General features: G+C 69.8%; 13 protein-coding genes. 5 read left to right on the forward strand and 8 right to left on the reverse strand.

All coding sequences use genetic code 11. From position 1 onward, the window contains the following. Window positions 1-34: 34 nt before the first annotated feature. From AC3RXZ_RS14230 to AC3RXZ_RS14245, 4 genes are all read right to left on the reverse strand, one after another. A complete protein-coding gene (locus AC3RXZ_RS14230; RefSeq protein WP_491494430.1) occupies window positions 35-2071 on the reverse strand; it encodes a bifunctional aldolase/short-chain dehydrogenase in 2037 nt (678 codons plus the stop codon). Next, a complete protein-coding gene (locus AC3RXZ_RS14235) occupies window positions 2071-2922 on the reverse strand; it encodes an alpha/beta hydrolase (protein ID WP_243231765.1) in 852 nt (283 codons plus the stop codon). Before AC3RXZ_RS14235 ends, AC3RXZ_RS14230 begins: the two co-directional genes overlap by 1 nt. Before the next feature lie 76 nt (window positions 2923-2998). Beyond that, window positions 2999-4165, reverse strand: coding sequence for an L-rhamnose isomerase (rhaI, locus tag AC3RXZ_RS14240; RefSeq protein ID WP_491494431.1), 1167 nt, complete (start codon window positions 4163-4165; stop codon window positions 2999-3001). 2 nt (window positions 4166-4167) lie between these two features. Further along, window positions 4168-4536 carry an L-rhamnose mutarotase gene (locus tag AC3RXZ_RS14245; protein WP_491494432.1) on the reverse strand — a complete coding sequence of 123 codons (369 nt, stop codon included), beginning with the start codon at window positions 4534-4536 and terminating at the stop codon, window positions 4168-4170. A gap of 161 nt (window positions 4537-4697) precedes the next feature. Here AC3RXZ_RS14245 and AC3RXZ_RS14250 point away from each other — a divergent pair, with 161 nt between their 5' ends. Together AC3RXZ_RS14250 and AC3RXZ_RS14255 are read left to right on the forward strand one after the other, a co-directional pair. Further along, window positions 4698-9512: a lamin tail domain-containing metallophosphoesterase family protein gene (locus tag AC3RXZ_RS14250; protein WP_491494433.1), complete on the forward strand. Its 4815-nt coding sequence runs from the start codon at window positions 4698-4700 to the stop codon at window positions 9510-9512. 59 nt (window positions 9513-9571) lie between these two features. After that, entirely contained in the window at window positions 9572-10354 is a 783-nt protein-coding gene (locus AC3RXZ_RS14255) for a nucleotidyltransferase domain-containing protein (protein ID WP_491494434.1), read from the forward strand. 10 nt (window positions 10355-10364) lie between these two features. On the opposite strand, the gene AC3RXZ_RS14260 is transcribed toward AC3RXZ_RS14255, so the two are convergent. The 3 genes from AC3RXZ_RS14260 to AC3RXZ_RS14270 form a co-directional block, all read right to left on the reverse strand. Beyond that, window positions 10365-11276 carry a carbohydrate ABC transporter permease gene (locus AC3RXZ_RS14260; protein ID WP_374208995.1) on the reverse strand — a complete coding sequence of 304 codons (912 nt, stop codon included), beginning with the start codon at window positions 11274-11276 and terminating at the stop codon, window positions 10365-10367. Further along, window positions 11273-12190: a carbohydrate ABC transporter permease gene (locus tag AC3RXZ_RS14265; RefSeq protein ID WP_243231754.1), complete on the reverse strand. Its 918-nt coding sequence runs from the start codon at window positions 12188-12190 to the stop codon at window positions 11273-11275. Before AC3RXZ_RS14265 ends, AC3RXZ_RS14260 begins: the two co-directional genes overlap by 4 nt. Before the next feature lie 68 nt (window positions 12191-12258). Next, a complete protein-coding gene (locus tag AC3RXZ_RS14270) occupies window positions 12259-13575 on the reverse strand; it encodes an ABC transporter substrate-binding protein (RefSeq protein WP_491494435.1) in 1317 nt (438 codons plus the stop codon). Between the two features lie 180 nt (window positions 13576-13755). On the opposite strand from AC3RXZ_RS14270, the gene AC3RXZ_RS14275 reads away from it, so the two are divergent. Genes AC3RXZ_RS14275 through AC3RXZ_RS14285 form a run of 3 tightly spaced genes read left to right on the forward strand, consistent with a single transcriptional unit; the run spans window position 13756 to window position 20262 of the window. Next, on the forward strand, window positions 13756-16407 hold the full coding sequence (locus tag AC3RXZ_RS14275; protein ID WP_491494436.1) for a family 78 glycoside hydrolase catalytic domain: 2652 nt from the start codon (window positions 13756-13758) through the stop codon (window positions 16405-16407). 19 nt (window positions 16408-16426) lie between these two features. Beyond that, a complete protein-coding gene (locus AC3RXZ_RS14280; RefSeq protein WP_491494437.1) occupies window positions 16427-19198 on the forward strand; it encodes an alpha-L-rhamnosidase in 2772 nt (923 codons plus the stop codon). Window positions 19199-19254: 56 nt separating this feature from the next. Next, complete coding sequence (locus tag AC3RXZ_RS14285; protein WP_491494438.1) at window positions 19255-20262, forward strand: LacI family DNA-binding transcriptional regulator; 1008 nt, start codon at window positions 19255-19257, stop codon at window positions 20260-20262. Between the two features lie 199 nt (window positions 20263-20461). On the opposite strand, the gene AC3RXZ_RS14290 is transcribed toward AC3RXZ_RS14285, so the two are convergent. After that, window positions 20462-20767, reverse strand: coding sequence for a GIY-YIG nuclease family protein (locus AC3RXZ_RS14290; protein WP_243231736.1), 306 nt, complete (start codon window positions 20765-20767; stop codon window positions 20462-20464). Window positions 20768-21016 lie beyond the last annotated feature (249 nt).

Genomic DNA, 21016 nt, shown 5'->3' on the forward strand with positions numbered 1-21016 from the left:
TCGGCGAACGAGAGGGCTCGGGAGATGGGCGCGCTCATCGCAGGAATGCGGCGGCGACGCCGGAGTCGACGGGGATGTGCAGGCCGGTGGTGCGGCTGAGTTCGGGGCCGGTGAGCACGAACACGGCGTCGGCGACGTTCTCGGGGACGACCTCGCGCTTGAGGATCGTGCGGTTCGCGTAGAACTGGCCGAGGTCCTCTTCCGCGACGCCGTAGGTGGCGGCGCGGTTCGCGCCCCAGCCCGAGGCGAAGATGCCGGAACCGCGCACCACGCCGTCCGGGTTGATGCCGTTGACCCGGATGCCGTGCTCGCCGAGCTCGACGGCCAGCAGCCGCACCTGGTGCGCCTGATCGGCCTTCGTCGCCGAGTAGGCGATGTTGTTCGGGCCGGCGAAGACGGAGTTCTTCGACGAGATGTAGATGATGTCGCCGCCGAGCTTCTGCTCGATGAGGATCCGCGCTGCGGCCTTCGAGACGAGGAACGAGCCCTTGGCCATGACGTCGTGCTGCAGGTCCCAGTCCTTCTCGGTGGTCTCCAGCAGAGGCTTCGACAGCGAGAGTCCGGCGTTGTTGACCACGAGGTCCACGCCGCCGAACGCGAGCACCGCCTCGTTCAGTGCCGCCTGCACGGCGTCCGCGTCGGCCACGTTCGCGGCGACGCCGATCGCGACGTCCGTGTTCCCGAGCTCGGCCGCGGAGGCCCGGGCCTTGTCGAGATCGAGGTCCGCCACGACGACGCACGCGCCCTCCGCCGCCAGACGCGTGGCGATGGCCTTGCCGATGCCGCTGGCGGCACCGGTCACGAACGCGATGCGGCCCTGGTGCGTCTTCGGCTTCGGCATCCGCTGCAGCTTGGCCTCCTCGAGCGCCCAGTACTCGATCCGGAACTTCTCGGCGTCCGAGATGGGGGAGTAGGTCGACAGCGCCTCGGCGCCGCGCATGACGTTGATCGCGTTGACGTAGAACTCGCCGGCGACCCGAGCGGTCTGCTTGTTCGCGCCGTAGGAGAACATGCCCACGCCGGGGACGAGCACGATGAGCGGGTCGGCGCCGCGGATGGCCGGGCTGTCCGCGTCCGCGTGGGCGTCGTAGTACGCCTGGTAGTCCGCGCGGTACTCCTCGTGCAGCTCGTGCAGCCGGGCGATCTGCTCCTCGAGGGATGCCGTGGCGGGAAGGTCGAGGATCAACGGCTTGACCTTGGTGCGCAGGAAGTGATCGGGACAGCTGGTGCCGAGCGCTGCGAGTCGTGGAGCCTCGGACGAGGCGAGGAAGTCGAGCACGACCTCGGCATCCGTGAAGTGGCCGACCATGGGCTTGTCGTGCGAGGCGATGCCGCGGATCGTGGCGGCAAGGGATGCTGCCCGCTCCCGCCGCTCGCCAGCGGGCAGGGCTTCGAAACCGGAGCGCACCGGGCCGAACGGCTCGGCCTTGCCGTGCTCGGCGATGTAGGCCGCCGCCGTGTCGATGATCCACAGCGAGTTGGCCTCGGCCTCCTCCGAAGTGTCGCCCCAGGCCGTGATGCCGTGGCCGCCGAGGATCGTGCCGATCGCCTGCGGATTGGCCTTCTTGATCTCGGCGATGTCGAGTCCGAGCTGGAAACCGGGACGGCGCCACGGCACCCACACGACCTTGTCGCCGAAGATGGTCGCGGTGAGCTGCTCGCCGTCCGCGGCGGTCGCGATCGCGATTCCCGAGTCGGGGTGCAGATGGTCGACGTGCGCGGCATCCACGAGACCGTGCATGGCCGTGTCGATCGAGGGCGCAGCACCGCCCTTGCCGTGCAGACAGTAGTCGAACGCGGCGACCATCTCGTCCTCGCGTTCGATGCCGGGGTAGACGTCCACGAGCGCGCGCATGCGGTCCAGACGCAGCACCGCGAGACCCGACTCCTTCAGAGTGCCCAGGTCACCGCCCGAGCCCTTGACCCACAGCAGCTCGACCGGCTGCCCGGTCACCGGATCGGTCTCGGTGCCCTTCGCCGACGTGTTGCCGCCGGCGTAGTTCGTGTTCTTCGGATCGGCGCCCAGACGGTTCGATCGCTCGATGAGCGCAGCGGCAGTGGGGTTCGTCATCAGGAGATTCCTTCGGAGAGGGTGGGTGAGAGCTGGGCGAGACGGGCGGCGATCCGCTCGAGGGAACGGGTGGCGGCGGGCTCGTCGGGACGGTTCAGGTGCCCGTGCTGTGTGCCGGGTTCGGTGACAACGTCGACGTCGCGCCCGGCCGCCGCGAGCGTGCGGGCGAAGAGCTCGCCGGAGACGCGCAGCTCGTCGATGTCGCCGTTGATCATGAGCGTGGGAGGGAAATCGGTGAGATCGGCGGCTTCGGCCAGTCCCGGCACGGCCGCCAGCGGCGCCCCGTCGACCGGTCCGCCGAGGTAGTTCTCGTACATGGACAGCACGGATGCCGGACCGAACCGGTCGGCGTCCGGATTCGCGTCGAGCGCGGCGCGCAGCGCGGCATCCGGGGCGGGCTGCACGGCGAGCAGGGTCGGGTAGGCGAGGACGACGAGCGCCGGGGACTCGCCGGAACCTGCGAGGCGCAGGGCGGCTCCGGCCGCGAGGTTGCCTCCGGCGCTGGTGCCGCCGATGGCGAGGGCCTCCGGCACGATGCCGAACTCCTGCGCGTGGTCGCGCGTCCATCGCCACGCCGTGATCATGTCGTCGGAGCCCGCAGGATAGTGCTGGCCGGGCCGGGCGGCCATGTCCTCGCGGAAGCCCTCCGGAACAGGGGCGAGCCGATAGTCGACGGAAACGACGGTAGTGCCGCGGGCGGCGAGCCGCCGGGAGACCCAGTCGGATTCCGGCATGTCGAGGTCGCCGAAGGCGAACGCGCCGCCGTGCGCCCACACGAGGCCGGTGCCGTCGGGGGCATCCGCCGGATACACGCGGACGAGTCCGTCCGCGGCGGGAAAGGGCGTGGTCATCGGGTCTCTGCTCTCGTGAGGTGGTGCGCCGGGGGCGCGGGGATCGGCTTCCCGCGCCCCCGACGGGTCTGGTGATTCAGGCGCCCCAGCCGGCCTGGACGCCGCCGACGCGCTCGTCGGCGATCTTCTTCTGGTAACCGGAGGCCGCGTACGCCGCCATGGGGTCGGCGGCGAGGCCCCGGCTCTCGCGCCACTCGGCCAGTGCCGGGCGGACGTCGGTGTAGAAGGCATCCATGAAGATCGCGTTCGCGGCCAGCACGTCGCCGGAGCGCTGGGCGGCGGTGAGGGCGTCGCGGTCGACGAGCAGGGCGCGCGCCGTCATCTCCTGGACGTTCAGCACCGAGCGGATCTGGCCGGGGATCTTGTCCTCGACGTTGTGGCACTGGTCGAGCATGAAGGCCACGTCGGGGTTGTTCAGGCCGCCGCCGCGGATCACCTCGAAGAGGATCCGGAACAGCTGGAACGGGTCGGCGGCACCGACGATCAGGTCGTCGTCCGCGTAGAAGCGCGAGTTGAAGTCGAACGAGCCGAGCTTGCCCAGGCGCAGGAGCTGCATGACGATGAACTCGATGTTCGTGCCGGGGGCGTGGTGACCGGTGTCCAGACATACCATCGCCTTGTCGCCGAGAGCCGCGACCTGCGCGTAGGACGTGCCCCAGTCCGGAACGTCGGTGTGGTAGAACGCGGGCTCGAAGAACTTGTACTCCAGCACGAGGCGCTGGTCGTCGCCGAGGCGGGCGTAGATCTTCTCGAGGGAGTCGTGCAGGCGGTCCTGGCGCCCGCGCAGGTCGGCCTGGCCGGGGTAGTTCGAGCCCTCGGCGAGCCAGATCTTCAGATCGCGGGATCCGGTGGCGTTCATGACGTCGATGCACGCGAAGTGGTGGTCGATCGCCTTCTGGCGGACCGCGGCGTCCTCGTGCGTGAGGGCGCCGAACTTGTAGTCGTCGTCCTGGAAGGTGTTCGAGTTGATCGTGCCGAGCGAGACCCCGAGATCCTCGGCGTGCTTGCGCAGATCGTCGAAGGAGTCGACGAGGTCCCACGGGATGTGCAGCGCGACGGAGGGGGCGAGCGCGGTGTACGCGTTCACCTGCGCTGCATCCGCGATCTTCTCGTACGGATCGCGCGGCGTGCCGGGCGTGCCGAACACCTTGAACCGGGTGCCGGAGTTGCCGAAGGCCCAGCTGGGCAGCTCGATGCCCTGCTGCTCCAGTGCGGCGAGGTTCGAGGGGGAGAGGACGGACATGTTCACTCGCTTTCTGCGGTTTCGGATGCTGCGGCGGAGAGCTGCTCCGCCAGGTTGAAGACTTCGGTGAGCGGGGTCGCCGCCTGATCCGGCCGGCCGTCGAGACCCACGAAGAATCGGGCCATCTCCGCCTCCCAGCGGCCGGCGACCTCGGAGGCCGCGAGATAGGCCTGCGCGGCCGCGTCGTCGTCCGTCTCGTAATAGCCGATGAGCCGGCCGCCCTCGCCGAGGTACAGCGAGTAGTTGCGCCGGCCGGCGGCGGCGATCTCCGCGAGCATCTCGGGCCAGACCGGAGAATGGCGCGCCAGGTACTCGTCCAGCAGGTCGGGGCGCACCTGGAGCTGGAAGCACACGCGAGTGGGTGCGGTCATCGTCGACGGGCTCCTCGGGTTGTTGTGAATCGTTTCAAGAATAGATTGCGGGCGCGGTCGATGCAACACCTGCGGCCGTCATCCGTGCGACACCGGCGATTCACCCTCCGTTCTCCGTCCGGCGTCGTCCGGTTCAGCCGAGAGCGATTCTCTGATGTCCCGTGACCTTCCGCTCGCTTCCTCGTGTCCGTGCCCTTCTCGCGGGAATCGCCGCCGTCGCCGTCGGGGCGACCGGTGTCGGCGTCGCCGCTCCCGCCTTCGCCGCGGAGGAGCTGCCGGAGCTGGTGATCACGGAGATCATGCCCGACAATGCGGGCACGCCCTCCGACCAGGACTACTTCGAGTTCCTCGAGATCGCGAACACCACCGACGCCCCGATCGACGTCGCCGACCACGCGCTGCAGTACAACGGGGCGTCGTGGATCGAGCTCGTCGCGCCGGGCGGGGGCGATGCGGGCGAGGCCGTGATCCCCGCGCATGGGTCGGCCGTGCTCTGGCTGCGGTACGCCGTGGGGTCGGGTGAGGCCGCGGTCGAGCAGTGGCAGCTCGACGAGGCGGACTTCCGCGCGCACTACGGCGACGAGTCGTCGACCTATCCGCTGTTCCACGCGGTGGGGCAGGGCGGCTTCGCCAACAGCGGTGCGCGCGAGTTCCGCCTGTTCGCACCGGACCGCACCACCCTCGTCTCGGGCGTCGACTTCGACCGGACGAGCAACAAGGGCCTGTCCGAGCAGTACACGGTCCCGGCCTCGGGCGCGGTGCTCGCGGACGCGGTCACGGGCGCTCCGACGCCCGGCACCGTCGATCCCGCCCAGCTGGTCCGTCCCGAAGGCGGCGAGACGCCCACCGACCCGACCGGCCCCGACCCGGACCGTCCGACCGATCCGGAGCTGAGAGCGCCGCTCCTGCAGATCACGGAGCTCGCACCGGACACCGCCAACGTCGACGGCGCCGACGGTTACGAGTTCGTCGAGATCTTCAACGCCTCGGATGCGCCGATCGACTTCCGCGACTACGCGCTCAGCTACCTCTACACCGACAACGCGCTGAGCGCCCCCGTGACGCTGAACGCGACGCTGTGGCCGGCGAGCCCCGCCGACGTCGTGATCCCCGCGGGCGGGACGCTCGTGGCGTGGATCGTGAACCCGGCCGGCGTCGCGGCCGGACTCACGGTCGACGATTTCAACGCGGCCTTCGGCACCGACCTCGCGCTCGGCGAGGACATCGTCCAGCTCTTCACGGGAGGGATGGCGAACGGCGGCTCGCGCGGCATCCAGATCGCCACCGCGACCGGACACGACGTCAGCCGGGCCTATTACTTCGCCGACGACCAGACCACCGCGAGCACCGCGATCCAGTACGGCTGGAACCCCGGGGCCGGTGAGCACCTGTGGGCGCCGGAGGCGCCCGACGGCACGACGCAGACGATGCTCGCGCTCGCCGCCCCGACTCCGGGATCCGTCAGCGCCGGGCAGGTGCCGGCCGCCTTCGTCGCCGCTCCGGCTGCAGGAGAAGCTCCGATCATCGCCGACCTGACGGGCGGCACGGACGTCCCCGAGACGGCCGATCTCGACCTCGGCTTCACGATCACGGACGACGTCCTGGTGCGCTCGGTCACCCTCGAGCTCACCGACAACCTCGGTGCGGTCCAGACCAGGAACCTCACGGTCGCAGCCGCCGACCGGTACGACTACTCGGTCCCCGCCGCGGACCTGTTCGGCAAGCGCTGGATCGAGTACACGGTCACCGCGAGCGATGGGATGCAGCGCTCAAGCCTGGGGCCCGTGCACGTCGCTCTCGTCGACGGCGAGCCGGCGCCGGTGCGGCTCAACCTCACGGAGGGTCAGTTCGTCGCCGGGTCGGTGCGGGTCGCGGCCACCGGAGACGGTGTCCGCCTCGAGATCGACGGCACCGAGGTCGAGGGCGCCACGCCGTCCCTGGAGACCGGACCGGTGTTCGCGTTCGAGGCGACCAACACCGACGCCTTCTTCCGCAACGGCGTCAAGCTCGGCGACGAGGTGCTGCGCATCTTCGACGAGGGCTTCTACGAGCGCATCGTCACGGTCGACGCGACGGTCCCGGTCGAGCGCGTCGCCCCCGGGGAGCAGGTGACCCTGTCGGTGACGGCCGGCACCAAGGCCTGGCCGAACGCCGACGTCAACGAGAACAACGACGACTTCGCGGCGCAGAACCTGCGCCTCGCTCTGCCGGACGGGCGCGTCCTGCTGCCCGAGCACTGCGCCACGACGAAGGAGCAGGACGGACAGGTCACCGCCCCCGCGTTCGTCGAGTGCCCCGATCCGTCCGAGCGGATCGCGTTCAGCGACGCGGCGCTGGTGTCGTTCCTGGCGACGTTCACGATCCCGGAGGACGCGTTCACCTCGGTGGCGACCCAGTGGGACACGACGGTCGTCGCGGACGGGGACCACGCGATCACGGCACGGGCCGGCGCGGACGAGGTCACCACGACGGTGGCCGTCGACAACACGGCCCCGGCCATCGCGCCCACCGTGAACGAGGGCGAGAGGTACCGCGGTCACCTGGTCGTGGATGCCGCCGCGACCGACGACGGAGCAGGCGTCGCCGAGATCACGGCGACGCTGGACGGCGTCCCGATCGCCGTGCCGCTGGAGACCTCCTCCCTGGCGCTCGCCCCCGGCGCGCACGTCGCGGAGTTCACCGCCACGGATGCCGTGGGCAACGCCGCCACGACCTCGGTGTCGTTCGAGACCGCCGACGAACGCCCGGCGATCCGGCTCGACGGACCGACCGACGGCGAGATCATCGAGGGCGACGTCGCGCAACTGACCGCCACCCCGACCTCGGCCGAGGAGGACGCGCTCGACGTGAGCTTCCGGGCCGGCCACGGCTACGCGCCCGGCGACGAGGAGCTCACGGTGAGCACGGGAACGGTCTCGGACTCGCAGACGGCGGACCGCAGCGGCGGCGACGTGCTGGGCGCCGACGACCTCGCGGCTCTGCTGGGCACCGACGGGGTGGACGTCGAGACGACGAGCACCACCGGCCTGCCGTATCAGCTGTACACGATCGCCGTGGCGCAGGACGTCGGCACCGGAGCGCTCGCGCGGGTCGACTGGCGCGGCAGCGCCAACGCCGGCGCGAAGGTGATCCTGTACGTGCGCACGGTCGACGGTGCATGGGAGCAGGTCGCCGAGCATCTGACGACGGGGGAGGCCGAGACCGACTTCACCCTCGGGGCGCTCGTGCCCGTCGACGGTCACGTCGTGGACGGACAGCTGACCCTGCTCGTCCAGCATTCCGACGGCTTCTCGGCCGACGATCTGTCGACCCGCACGAGCGCGGTCGAGCCGTACCACCCCGACGCCACGCCGCGCGGCGAGTACGACTTCACGATCGCGATCGAGAGCGACACCCAGTACTACAACGAGACCGACGACTACTACCCGCATCAGCTCGCGATCCACGAGTTCCTGCTGGACCAGCGCGAGAATCTCAACCTGCAGTACATGATCCACAACGGCGACATCGTCAACGTCCACACCGACCCGCATCAGTGGGACAACGCGAACGCCGCCTACACGATGCTCGATGAGGCGCAGCTCCCGTACGGCGTTCTGGCGGGCAACCACGACGTGGGCGGCCACGCCGCCGACTACACCGAGTACTCGCGCCACTTCGGCGAGGCCCGCTACGCCGCCAACCCCTGGTACGGCGGGTCGTACAAGGACAACCGCGGCCACTACGACCTCGTGTCCGCCGGCGGGATCGACTTCCTGATGGTCTACATGGGATGGCCCACGCCGAACGACGAGGCCGACAACAGCGAGGACATCGCCTGGCTGAACGGGGTGATCCAGCGCTACCCGGAGCGCAAGGTGTGGATCAACCTGCACGAGTACATGCTCACCACCGGAGGTCTCGGCCCGTTCCCGCAGCGTGTCTTCGACGAGGTGGTGACGCCGAACGCCAATGTGTTCGCGGTGAGCTCCGGCCACTACCACGACGCCTACACGCGGACGGATGAGATCGACGACGACGGCGACGGCGTCGCGGACCGCACGGTGTACTCGATGCTGTTCGACTACCAGGGCCTGCCGGAAGGCGGACAGGGCTACCTGCGTCTCGCGCACTTCGACAACGAGGGCGGGCGGATCCTCGTGCGCACGTATTCGCCGTCGCTGGACGACTTCGACTCCGACGAGCCGTCGCTGAACGATCCCGCGGGCATGCAGGAGTTCGAGATCCCCTACGAGGCCGTGGGCATCGTGCCGGCGTCGAAGACGCTCGCGGCGGACTCGTTCCGCGCCGAGATCCTGACGGCGAACGAGATCGGCGCGCAGGCCGGGGTCGCCTCGGGTGCCCAGGCGACGGCGACCTGGTCGGACCTGGCCGAAGGAGAGCACGGTTGGTACGTGGTCGCCACCGGCCCGCACGGCGGAACAGAGTACTCCGAGGTGCGTTCGTTCCGCACGGTTCCCGCCGACAGCGAGGAGCCGGGCGGCCCCGGCGACGGGGAAGGCGGCGGCGAACCGGGCGACGGCGGCGGCGAGCCGGGCGATGGCGACGGCGGATCCGGCGGCGAATCCGGAATCGAGCCGCACGGCACGGTCACGGCGGCACCGGGATCCGCGCTGGTCCCCGGCGGGCGCATGCAGGTGGAGTTCACCGGCTTCCAGCCCGGAGAGGAGGTGCGCTTCGTGCTGCACTCCACCCCGACGGAGCTGGACGGCGTGCTCACCGTGGCGGCCGACGGAACGCTGACCGGCGTCCTCGACATTCCCGAGGACGTGGAGGCGGGAACCCACGAGCTCGAGGCGATCGGCGCCTCCGGCCTGTCGGTGCTCTCCGAGTCGTTCCGGATCTCCGAGGCTTCAGCCGGCGGCTCCCTGCCGATGACCGGAAGCGACCCGACCGTCGGGATCGTCGCCGGGGCTGCGCTGCTGCTTCTCGGAGGAGCGCTGGCCCTCGGCATCCGCCGCCGCCGTACGACCTGATGCTCCGGCGCGCGCCGGGATGATGCGCCGGCGCGCGCCGAGGCGATACCGTCGGCGTCATGGAGCATCAGGAACGGGCGCTCGCCGCCTACGTCGATCAGGTCGCCGCCGATCCGGACACCGTCGGCGTCGTCGTCATCGGCTCGGTGGCGCGCGGCACCGAGCGCGAGGACTCGGATGTCGACGTGTACCTCGTGGTCACCGCGGACGCGTTCGCGCGCTCCGCGGCCGAGGATCGCTGGGCCTGGGTCGATCGCCGCGGGCGGGACTACCCGGGGTCGTACATCGACGTGAAGCTCGCGGACCTCGACTACCTGCGTCGAGCGGTCGAGCGGGCGGACGATCCGACCAGGGCCTCGTTCGCCGGCGCGCGCGTCGTGTTCAGCCGGGCGGAGGAGCTGGAATCCCTGGTGTCCCGGATCAGCCGACTCGGCGAGGACGTCTGGGCGGAACGGATCCGCTCCCACGTCGCGCAGGCGCATCTGCACGGCGGGTACTTCCTGCGCCAGGCCGAGGAGCACGGCGACCCGTTCCTGCTTCAGCACGCCGCGGTCCATCTGACGCTCGCCGCGGCGCGGGCGGCGCTCGCCGCGGATCACCGGCTCATGCCCGGTCCCAAGTACATCCACCGCCTCGTCCGGGAGGTCCCGAGTCCTGCCGGGTTCGTCGCGGCGTGGGACGCCGTCGTGGCGGACCCGGGCACCGGGACGGCGAACGCGCTGATCGCGATCCTGGACGAGTGGCTCGGCCGGGACCAGACCCGCGACGAGTCGCTGTCGGTGTTCATCCGCGACAACGAGCTCGCGTGGCTGCGGGGCACGGTCCCGGCCGAGTACTTCTGACGTCCGTCTCCTAGCCCTTGACCGCTCCGCTAGTCATGCCGGCGACGATCTGGCGGTTGAAGAAGATGTACATGATCAGCGGCGGAACCGTGATCAGCAGGATGTTCATGAACAGCAGGTTCCACTGGCTGAGGCTCTGGCTCTGGAAGTTGTAGAGCGTCAGCTGCACGGTGGCGTTGTCATCGCCGGGCAGGAAGTACAGCGGGCCGGTGAAGTCGTTGAACACCGCGACGGACTGCACGACGATCACCGTGACGGCGACCGGCTTGAGCAGCGGCATCACGACCTGGAAGAACAGCCGGAGCGGTCCCGCACCGTCGATCACGGCCGCCTCGTCCAGCTCGCGCGGGATCGTGGCGACGAATGCGCGGAAGAGCAGGATGCAGAAGCTCAGGCCGAAGGTCGCCTCGATCAGGATCATGCCGGGCATGGTCTTGAACAGCCCGATGCCCTGCAGCACCCAGATCGTCGGGACCACGGCGGGTGGGACGATGAGCCCCGCCAGCACGAAGATGTTGATGACGTGGTTCCACTTCGACTTGCGCCGCTGCAGGATGTAGCCGACCATCGCTGCGAACACCACCATGATCGCGACGCTCGCGACGGTCAGGATCGTCGAGTTGATGAACGCGCGCACCAGCATCCAGTCGCGCGTCTCGAGGACCGTCACGATGTTCTCCCACAGGTACCAGCCCTGCGCCGGCAGCGAGAACTCGAACAGGGAGGCCTCCTGCGGGTTCTTCACGGCCGTGAGGAAGATGAACGCGAACGGGACGATGAACACGACGATCGAGGCGAGGATCGCGATGATCCCGACGATGTACCGGGTGAAGAACAGGCGCGGCGTCATGCGACGGCGGTCCTCCCTGGCGATCCGCGCCTTCGAGGAGCCGGAGGTCGTGATCGTGCGGGTGAGGGTCATGACTCCACCTGCCTCTTGTTCAGGATGTACTGGATCGGGACGATGATCGCCGTCACGACGAGGAAGAGGACGACGTTGCCTGCCGTCGACAGGCCGTAGAACCCGGCCTGGTACTGCTTGTAGATGACCGATGCGATCACGTCGCTGGTGAAGCCGGGGCCGCCCTTGGTCATCGCCCAGATGAGCTCGAACGACCGCAGGCCGCCGATGAGCGACAGCAGGACCACGGTCGCGGTGGCCGGCTGCACGAGAGGCAGCGTGATGTTCTTGAACCGCTGCCACGCGCTCGCGCCGTCCACCTTGGCGGCCTCGAAGTACTCCTGCGGGATGGCGACCAGACCGGCGATGAAGATCAGCGTCGCGATGCCGACGCCCTTCCAGACATCCACGAAGGCGACGGACATCAGCGCCCATGCCGGGTCGGTGAGCCACCCCGGCCCCTGGATGCCGACGAGTGCGAGGGTCTGGTTGATGAGCCCGTCGAACGGGTCCATGAGCACCTTGAAGGTGATTCCGATGCCGACGGTGGAGACGAGCACCGGGAAGAAGATCGTCGACCGCAGGTAGCCGCGGCCGAGGATGGATCCGGTCAGCAGGAGCGCGAGCGCGAGGCCGAAGACGACCTTCAGGGCGCTCGTCACGAAGCCGTAGATGAACGTGTTGACGAAGCCCTGCACGAGCATGGGCTCCGTGAAGAACTGGACGTAGTTCTCGAAGCCGATGAACTCGATGTCGAACAGCGACCACCGGGTGAGGCTGAAGTAGAACGAGGCGAACGTGGGCACGGCGAACAGGACGATGTAGAGCACCGCCGACGGGATGTAGAACCACGTCGGGTAGGAGCTCTTGATGCCCTTGCGCTTGCCGGGGGGCGCCGAGACGGCAGCGGTTGCCGTGGCTGCGGGTGCGGTCATTTTCTCTCCGTCGAGTCGATGGGGATGCGGGCCCGCCGGCGGCGGGCCCGCATCGTGTCAGGCGCGGATCACCAGCCGTCGAGGCCGAGCTGCTGGGCCTGCTTCTTCACGTCCTCGTCGTAGAGGGCCGCACCGTCCTCGGCGGAGCGGATGCCGCTGCCGACCTCGACCGTGATGTTCTCGAGGTTCGGGCCCTTGATGGGGGAGAGGAACTCGAGCGCCGGGTTGGTGTTGCCCTCGTCGAAGTACGGCTGCATGTCCGTCAGGAGACCGGGCACGTCGTCGGGGAGCTCGCACGCGCTGGTCGCGAACGGGCCGCTGGGCACCATCACCGTGGTCTGGATCTCGCAACCGCCCGGGGAGTTGATGAACGCGACGAGCTTCTTCGCGGCCTCCAGTTCCGCGCCCTCGGTGGTCTTCGGGATGTAGACCGCGTTCGGCAGCCAGACGGTCAGCTTGGTGTCCTCCGCGTTCTGCGCCGGCAGCGGGAAGACCCCGATGTTGTCGAGCTCCTCGGGGAAGTTCTGCTGGAACGTCGAGACGATGCCGGTGAGGATCGGGTAATGCGCCCCCTCGCCGGTGGCGACCATGCGGGCGCCGTCGTCGTAGAGCGCCGAGGCGTAGTCGTCGTTCCACCAGCCGGCCTCGAAGCCCTCCTGCTGGTTCGCGAAGCCCTGCAGCGCGGGCTCCTCGGCGTACTTCCGGCTGCCGGCCGTGTACTCCTCGGCCCAGTCGGGATCCTGGGCGAGGACGTTGCCGAAGTCGCCGAGGATGAAGAGCTGACTGGTCCAGGTGTCGCCGTAGGTCTGGATGACCGGCGTGATGCCGGCGGCCTTGATCGCCTCGTTGTTCGCGGCGAACTCGTCCCAACTCGTCGGGACCTCCAGGCCGAGATCCGCATAGACCTTCTTGTTGTAGACGACCGCGCCGGCCTGGGTGGCGCCGAACGGCGCGCCATAGATGCCGTTCTCGGTGGACACGACGTCCTTCATCGTGTCGATCAGTCCGTCGACCCAGGGCTGGTCGTCCAGAGCCACGAGGTTCTGGTCCGGGTTGAGCGCCTGGAACAGAGAGCCCGAGTTGTAGTAGAAGACGTCCGACATCTCACCGGTCGCCAGTTTGGTCTTCATCAGGTTGTCGCCCTCGGTGCCGGCCGGCTGGGACTCGAGCTTGACGGTGATGTCCGGGTTCTCATCCTCGAACGCCTCGATGAGCGCTTCGGCGACCTCGACGTTCGTGCCGGTGTTCCCGGTGAGGAACGAGATCTCGACCTTGCCGTCGCCACTTCCGCCGCCGTCGCCGGTGCTGCAGGCGGCGAGCGGGAGCGCGAGGGCGGCGACGCCGGCTGCGGCGAGGAGAACCCTTCGGGTACGGGTGCTGTCCATCCTTTACCTCCATGTAAAAGCTGACTCTCGGTTGCGGTCTCGACGTCGGGACCGTCATGATGGTCGAATGGAGTTGAAACCATTCAACTCTCCGTAAGGTACGACGATCCGAGGCGAGAGTCAACGGTCGATTCTGAAATGAGACGTGCGCGAGGACGCGCATCGGAAGGAACAAGCGCCATGGCGGTCATCCCCTCTCTCACCCGGTCGGATGCCACGACCCGCGTCGTGTCGGTGCGCTCACAGCACGGGTCGGGGCTCCTCGGCGTCCCGGGCCGAGGACTGCGTCTGAGTTGGCGATCGGAGAGCACGACGGCGGGGGCACGCCAGATCGCCTACCAGCTCGCGACCGGACCGGCGGACGCGGAGCCGGTCCCCGGCGACGTGGTCGAATCCGGGGATTCGGTGGCGGTCGCCGTCGGCGATCTGCAGGCAGGTGAGCGGCGCGGCTTCGCCGTGCGCGTCGCGACGGAGGCGGGATGGACACCGTGGAGCGAGCAACTCGTCGTCGAGGCGGGGCTGGACGGCGCCGATCTCGACGCGGCGGTCATCGGCATTCCGAGCGAGATCGAGGGTCCGGTCGCGCTGCTGCGGCGCACCTTCACGGTCACGGCGGTCCCCGAACGCGCTCGACTGCGTCTGAGCGCCCTCGGCCTCGTCGACGCCTGGATCAACGGTGAGCGCGCCACCGACGCGCTGCTGACGCCGGGCTGGACGTCCTACGGCACCCGGGTGCTCGTGGACACGCTCGACGTGACCGGCCTGCTGCGCGCCGGCGAGAACGTGATCGTGCTCGCGGTCGGCGACGGCTGGTACCGGGGACGGATGGGCTTCGCAGAACGCACTGCCATCTACGGCGAGCGATCCGGAGCCCTCGCCCAGATCGACGCCGAGGACGGCGTGCTGGTCGCGACCGACGAGACCTGGCGCGGAGGATTCGGCGCCGTGCGCTCGGCGAGCATCTACGACGGCACGGTCACCGACCTGCGCCTCGCGGTCCCCGGCATCCACGACGCATCCTTCGACGACTCCGCATGGACTCCGGCATCCGTCATCGAGCAGGCTGCAGCGCGGTTCGAGCCGCGCTCGGCACCTCCCGTCCGGGTCGTCGCCGAGCGCGAGATGACCCGGACGGATCGGGACGGGGCCGTGCAGTTCGACGGCGGGCAGAACGTCTCCGGCTGGGTGCGCCTGGTCGTGCGCGGGCGCGCCGGAGATGTCGTGACCGTCCGGCACGCCGAGATCCTCGAGCCGTCCGGTGACCTGCACACCGCGGCGCTGCGCAGCGCCAAGGCGACCGACGTGTACACGCTGGACCGTGACGGGGAGCACGTGCTGGAGCCGCAGTTCACGTTCCACGGGTTCCAGCACGCCGAGGTCACCGGCCCGGTCGAGGTCGTCTCGGCCACGGCGATCGCGATCTCGAGCGACCTCGAGGCGCGCTCGAGCTTCCACTCGGCCTCCCCGGCGCTGGACCGGTTCCACTCCAACGTGTTCTGGTCGCAGCGCGACAACTTCGTCTCGGTTCCGACCGACTGCCCGCAGCGCGACGAGCGGCTGGGGTGGACCGGCGATGCCCAGGCGTTCGCCGCGACGGCCTCGACGCTCATGGACGCCGAGGCCTTCTGGCGCAACTGGCTGCGCGACCTCGAGGCCGACCAGACCGATGAGGGCGGCGTCGCCTCCGTGGTGCCGGACATCATCCGCTTCGAGGACATGCGCATGGGCGAAGGCCCCGTGGACAACATGGGTCGCGCCGGCTGGGCGGACGCCGCCACGATCGTCCCCTGGGCGGTGTACGAGGCATCCGGCAGCGACGAGGTGCTGCGCGTGCAGCTGAGAAGCATGCGGCGATGGGTCGAGCACCTGCGCCGGCGTGCCGGCGACGACGTCGTGCTGCCGACGGAGCCGTTCCAGTACGGCGACTGGCTCGACCCCGATGCGCCCGGTGATCGGCCGTGGGAGGCGAAGGTCTCGAGCGACTATGTCGCGAACGCTTTCTACGTGCACTCGGCCCGCCTGCTGGCCCGCGCGGAGCGGCTCGTCGGAGACGCGGCCCGCGCCGATGAATACGCGGAGCTCGCCGACCGCGTCGCCGAGCTCACCTGGCAGCGCTGGGGTGCCGACGCCGTGACGACGCAGACCGGCGCGGCTTTGGCTCTGGAGTTCGCGATCGCCCCCGAGACGGAGCGCTCCGCGATCGCGGACGGCCTCGCCGCGAACGTCCGCGCCGAGAACGGACGCATCTCGACCGGGTTCCTCGGCACGCCGCTCGTCCTGTTCGCGCTGTCGAACAGCGGGCATCTCGATGAGGCCTACCTCATGCTGCTGCGGCGCGAAGCGCCGAGCTGGCTCTACCAGGTCGACCGCGGGGCGACCACGGTGTGGGAGCGGTGGGATGCGATCCTGCCGGACGGGCGGATCCACTCGGGGGACATGGATGCCGGATCCGGTGATTCCGGAGGGAGCATGCTCTCCTTCAATCACTACGCGTACGGCGCGATGATCGACTGGGTCTATCGGACGGTGGCGGGGATCGCCCCCATCGAACCCGGCCACCGTCGCGCACGCATCGCGCCGCGTCCCGCGGCCGAGCTCGATCACGCCGCGGCATCCGTCGACACCCCGTACGGTCGACTGGCCATCGACTGGCGACTCGACGGCGAGGAGCTGCGGGCCACGGTCGAGATCCCCTTCGGCGTCACGGCCGAGCTCGACCTGCCGGTCGCGTCCGAGTCCGTCGTCACGGTCGACGGCGCTCCGGCATCCGGAACCCTGACCAGCGGAACACACGAGATCACGGTGACGGCACCGGCCGTCGCCCGTCGATGACGAGGAGAGAGCGAAGAGCATGAGCACAACGGTCGTGCGCGTCACCGTCGACGCGCCGCACGGCAGCGATGTCGTCCCCGACGCGAGCCCCCGGATCGGGTGGGTCACCGAATCGCAGACACCGGACTGGACCCAGGCTGCGGCCGAGGTCGAGCTGGTCCGCGAGGGCGGCACCGAGAGCCGCAGGATCGACGGGCGCGGATCCGTCCGCGTCCCCTGGCCGTTCGGTCCACTCGCGCCGCGGGAGGAGGTCTCGCTGCGGGTGCGCGTGACGGGCGCCGACGGCGAGGCCTCCGAGTGGAGCGCCCCGCGTCGGATCGTGGCCGGATTCCTCGCGGACGGGGAGTGGAGCGCGCGCACCATCGCGGTCGCCGCCCCCGAAGGACCGGCCGAGCCCGCCGTGCTGCGCCGCGGCTTCACGATCGACGGCGAACTGCGCAGGGCGACGCTCTACGCGACGGCGGTCGGGGTCTACCAGGTCGCGGTGAACGGTTCGGATGTCGACGACCAGGTGCTCAAGCCCGGGTGGACCCCGTATCAGGAGCGCACCGTTCATGAGACGACCGATGTGACCGCTCTGGTCCGCTCGGGAGCCAACGAGCTCCGTGTGCGGATCGCCGGCGCCTGGGCGACCGAGCGCTACGGGTTCCGCGACAACGCGCAGGCGGTGTACGCCGAGCAGCCGCGTTTCGCCGCGCAGCTGCGGATCGAGTACGCCGACGGGCGCTCGGAGACCGTCGTCACCGACGGAGAGTGGGAGAGCGCTCCGGGCCCGATCACCGCGAGCGGGCTGTACGCCGGTGAGGAGCACGACGCCCGCCGGGATGCGGTGGCATGGGCGCCGGTCGCCGTCGTGGAGGATCTCCCCGTCCCCGGCGCACGAGTGTCGCCGTTCGTGCGGCGCATCGAGGAGCGGGCGGTGAGCGAGGTCGTCACCACGCCGAGCGGGAAGACGGTGCTCGATTTCGGGCAGAACCTCGTGGGACGGCTGCGCATCCGGGTCTCCGGTCCCGCGGGCGCCGTCGTGACGCTCCGTCACGCCGAGGTCCTCGAGCACGGCGAACTCGGGACGAGACCGCTGCGCGCGGCCGCGGCGACCGACCGCTACACGCTGTCCGGCGACGGGGTGGAGGTCTGGGAGCCCGAGTTTACGTTCCACGGCTTCCGCTACGCCGAGATCGAGGGCTGGCCGGGGACGTTCGATCCGGCGGACGTCACGGCCGTCGTGATCCATAGCGACATGGAGCGCACGGGATGGTTCGACACGTCCCACCCACTGGTGCGCCGGCTTCACGAGAACGTCGTGTGGGGACTGCGCGGCAACTTCCTCTCCGTGCCCACCGACTGCCCGCAGCGCGACGAGCGCCTCGGCTGGACCGGCGACATCCAGGTGTTCGCGCCGACCGCCGGCTTCCTGTACGACGTCCGCGGCTTCCTGGACTCCTGGCTGCGCGACCTCGCGATCGACCAGGTGGACGGGATCGTGCCGTTCGTCGTCCCGAACGTCCTCGGCCCGGCGCGGCCGGCCGCCGCCTGGGGTGACGCCGCCACCGTCGTCCCCTGGGTGCTGCACGAACGGTTCGCGGATCTCGACACGCTCGAGCGCCAGTACGAGAGCATGACGGGCTGGACCGACGCCGTCGTCGCGCTCGCCGGCGAGCGGCGGCTGTGGGAGGGCATGTTCCAGTTCGGCGACTGGCTCGACCCGGATGCTCCACCGGAGCGTCCGGCCGAGGCGAAGACGTCGGCCGACATCGTGGCGACGGCCTACGTCTTCCGTTCGGCGGATCTGACGGCGCGCGCCGCCGGACTGCTCGGGCGCGACGAGGATGCCGCGGCGTACGCGGGCATCGCCGAGGAGGTGCGGCAGGCGTTCCTCGCCGAATACGTCACTCCGGCCGGTCGCCTGATGTCCGACGCGCAGACGGCGTACGCGCTCGCGATCGTCTTCGACATCGTGGATCCGGAACGACGCCAGGCGCTCGGCGACCGCCTGGCCGAGCTCACCCGCCTGGGCGGATACCGCATCGGCACCGGCTTCGTCGGGACGCCGATCATCCAGGACGCGCTGACGCGCACCGGGCACCTCGACGTCGCGACGCGGCTGCTCACGGCCACCGAGAACCCGTCGTGGCTGTATCCGGTCACGATGGGTGCGACGACGATCTGGGAGCGCTGGGACTCCATGCTCCCGGACGGCACGATCAACCCGGGAGAGATGACGTCCTTCAACCACTACGCGCTCGGAGCGATCGCCGACTGGCTGCATCGATCGCTCGCGGGCCTGGCGCCTGCACAGCCGGGGTACGCCCGGCTGCGGATCGAACCGCATCCGCTCGACGGGTTCGATTTCGCCGAGGCCGCGCACCTCACCCCGTACGGCCGCGCCCGCGTGCGGTGGGACCGCGCGGGCGACGAGGTCGTCATCCAGGCGACCGTTCCGGCGAACACCGACGCCGAGGTGATCCTGCCGGACGGGCGGCGCCTCACCGTCGGGTCCGGGACGCATCGGTGGTCCTGTGCGGCGCCCGCGTCGCCGAGCACGCCGGCCCGGGTGGACTTCGGCTCGAGCCTGGCGGCGATCATCGACGACCGCGAGGCCTACGACGCGATCGTCGAGGTCCTGCACGCGTGGCGGCCGTCCGCGGCCGACGATTTCCGCGACGCCACACAGTGGGGTGATCGGCTGCTGCTGGGTGAGCGTCTGGTGCACCTCGCGGGGCCCGACGTGCGCGACCGGATCGAGGAGCGGCTGGCGGCGCTCAGCGCACGTCGATCGGGTGCCGCCTAGCCGGACGGCGCCATGCCGTACACTCGCGGACAGCGCGGGACAGGAAGAGGCGAACAGTGGCAGTGAGCGTACGCGACGTGGCGGCGACGGCGGGAGTGTCGGTCGGCACGGTGTCGAACGTGCTGAACCGCCCAGACAAGGTCGCCGCGGCGACGGTCGAGCGGGTGCAGGCCGCGATCGAGGAGCTGGGCTTCGTCCGCAACGACGCGGCCCGGCAGCTGCGCGCCGGCCGCAGCCGCAGCATCGGGCTGATCGTTCTCGACGCCGGCAACCCGTTCTTCGCTGACGTGGCGCGCGGTGCCGAGGCCCGCGCCGAGGAGGACCGGCTGTCGGTCCTCCTCGGCAACAGCGACGAGGACGCGTCGCGCGAGGACGGCTACCTCGACCTGTTCCGGGAACAGCGCGTCAACGGGGTGCTGATCACTCCGGCATCCGATGACGCCGCCAAGCTGCATCGTCTGCAGGATGCCGGGACGCCGGTCGTTCTCGTCGACCATGAGATCCCGGGGAGCGGGTTCAGCTCGGTGTCGGTCGATGACGTCGAGGGAGGTTATCTGGCGGCCAGGCACCTGCTGGAGGCGGGACGCCGGCGGCTGGTCTTCGTTGGTGGGCCCACGGCGATCGCCCAGGTGGCGCATCGCCTCTCCGGGGCCCGCCGCGCGGTCGCGGAGGTTCCGGATGCCCAGCTCGAGGTGATCGAGATGCCGGCGCTGACGGTGCTGCACGGACGGGACGCGGGGGAGGACCTCGTCCGTCGCAGCGCCGCCGATCGTCCAGACGCGATCTTCGCGGCGAACGATCTGCTGGCCGTCGGCATCCTGCAGGCCCTCACGATGTTCAGCGACATGCGCGTGCCGGAGGACATCGCGCTGATCGGCTACGACGACATCGACTTCGCGGCGGCGACGGTCGTTCCGCTCACCTCGATCCGCCAGCCCGCCCAGTTGATCGGGCACACCGCAGTGGACCTGCTGCTGCGCTCGATCGACGACCCGGACGGCGACTACGACCGCAACGTCCGCTTCCGCCCCGAGCTCGTCGTCCGCGCCTCCACCTCCCCCTGACTCTTTCCGTTCGTTGAGCGGAGGCGGCGCAGCCGCATTTTCGACTCGCTTCGCTCGCTCAACGAGCGGGGGAACGGGACCATCCCCATTCGTTCGTTGAGCGGAGGCGGCGCAGCCGCCGGTGTCGAAACGGGGTTTCCGTCGGGGTGCGTTTCGACTCGCTTCGCTCGCTCAACGAGCGGGGGAGGGGCCCGCTCGCTCAGGTCGCGGGGACGGATCGTCCCTCTCGGCGCTTTCGTGAACTCCAGCCGGCGATCGCGTCGAACCCGCCTTCGATGAAGGCGAGGCGCTTGGCGTGGCTCCATCCCTGGATCCGCTTCTCCAGATCGTAGGCATCGGCGATCCGCTCGTAGTCGGCGCTCCAGATCAGCGTCACCGGAAGACGACGACGCGTGTACGAGCTGCCTCGGCCGGTCTCGTGCTCCCACAGTCGCTGGTCGAGATTCCAGGTGCTGCCGACGTACAGTGTGTCGTCGGCGCATCGAAGGATGTACGTGTGCGGCATGTCGGGAGGCTAGATCCAGCCGCCGACACCACCCACCCGTTCGTTGAGCAGAGGCGGCGCAGCCGCCGGAGTCGAAACGGGGTTTCCGTCCGGGTGCGTTTCGACTCGCTTCGCTCGCTCAACGAGCGGGGGAGGGGCCGGCTCGCTCAACGAGCGAAAAAAGGCAGGGTCGCTCAACGAGCGGGGGCGGGACCATCCTCATTCGTTCGTTGAGCGGAGGCGGCGCAGCCGCCGGAGTCGAAACGGGGT

This window comes from Microbacterium cucumeris (assembly GCF_058349845.2).

What these genes read in the sequence shown, in the direction of transcription:
- AC3RXZ_RS14265 (WP_243231754.1), bottom strand. Translation starts at nt 12,190, where the DNA reads ATGACCGCACCCGCAGCCACGGCAACCGCTGCCGTCTCGGCGCCCCCC.
- AC3RXZ_RS14270 (WP_491494435.1), bottom strand. Translation starts at nt 13,575, where the DNA reads ATGGACAGCACCCGTACCCGAAGGGTTCTCCTCGCCGCAGCCGGCGTC.
- AC3RXZ_RS14260 (WP_374208995.1), bottom strand. Translation starts at nt 11,276, where the DNA reads ATGACCCTCACCCGCACGATCACGACCTCCGGCTCCTCGAAGGCGCGG.
- rhaI (WP_491494431.1), bottom strand. Translation starts at nt 4,165, where the DNA reads ATGTCCGTCCTCTCCCCCTCGAACCTCGCCGCACTGGAGCAGCAGGGC.
- AC3RXZ_RS14275 (WP_491494436.1), top strand. Translation starts at nt 13,756, where the DNA reads ATGGCGGTCATCCCCTCTCTCACCCGGTCGGATGCCACGACCCGCGTC.
- AC3RXZ_RS14245 (WP_491494432.1), bottom strand. Translation starts at nt 4,536, where the DNA reads ATGACCGCACCCACTCGCGTGTGCTTCCAGCTCCAGGTGCGCCCCGAC.
- AC3RXZ_RS14290 (WP_243231736.1), bottom strand. Translation starts at nt 20,767, where the DNA reads ATGCCGCACACGTACATCCTTCGATGCGCCGACGACACACTGTACGTC.
- AC3RXZ_RS14235 (WP_243231765.1), bottom strand. Translation starts at nt 2,922, where the DNA reads ATGACCACGCCCTTTCCCGCCGCGGACGGACTCGTCCGCGTGTATCCG.
- AC3RXZ_RS14230 (WP_491494430.1), bottom strand. Translation starts at nt 2,071, where the DNA reads ATGACGAACCCCACTGCCGCTGCGCTCATCGAGCGATCGAACCGTCTG.
- AC3RXZ_RS14280 (WP_491494437.1), top strand. Translation starts at nt 16,427, where the DNA reads ATGAGCACAACGGTCGTGCGCGTCACCGTCGACGCGCCGCACGGCAGC.
- AC3RXZ_RS14255 (WP_491494434.1), top strand. Translation starts at nt 9,572, where the DNA reads ATGGAGCATCAGGAACGGGCGCTCGCCGCCTACGTCGATCAGGTCGCC.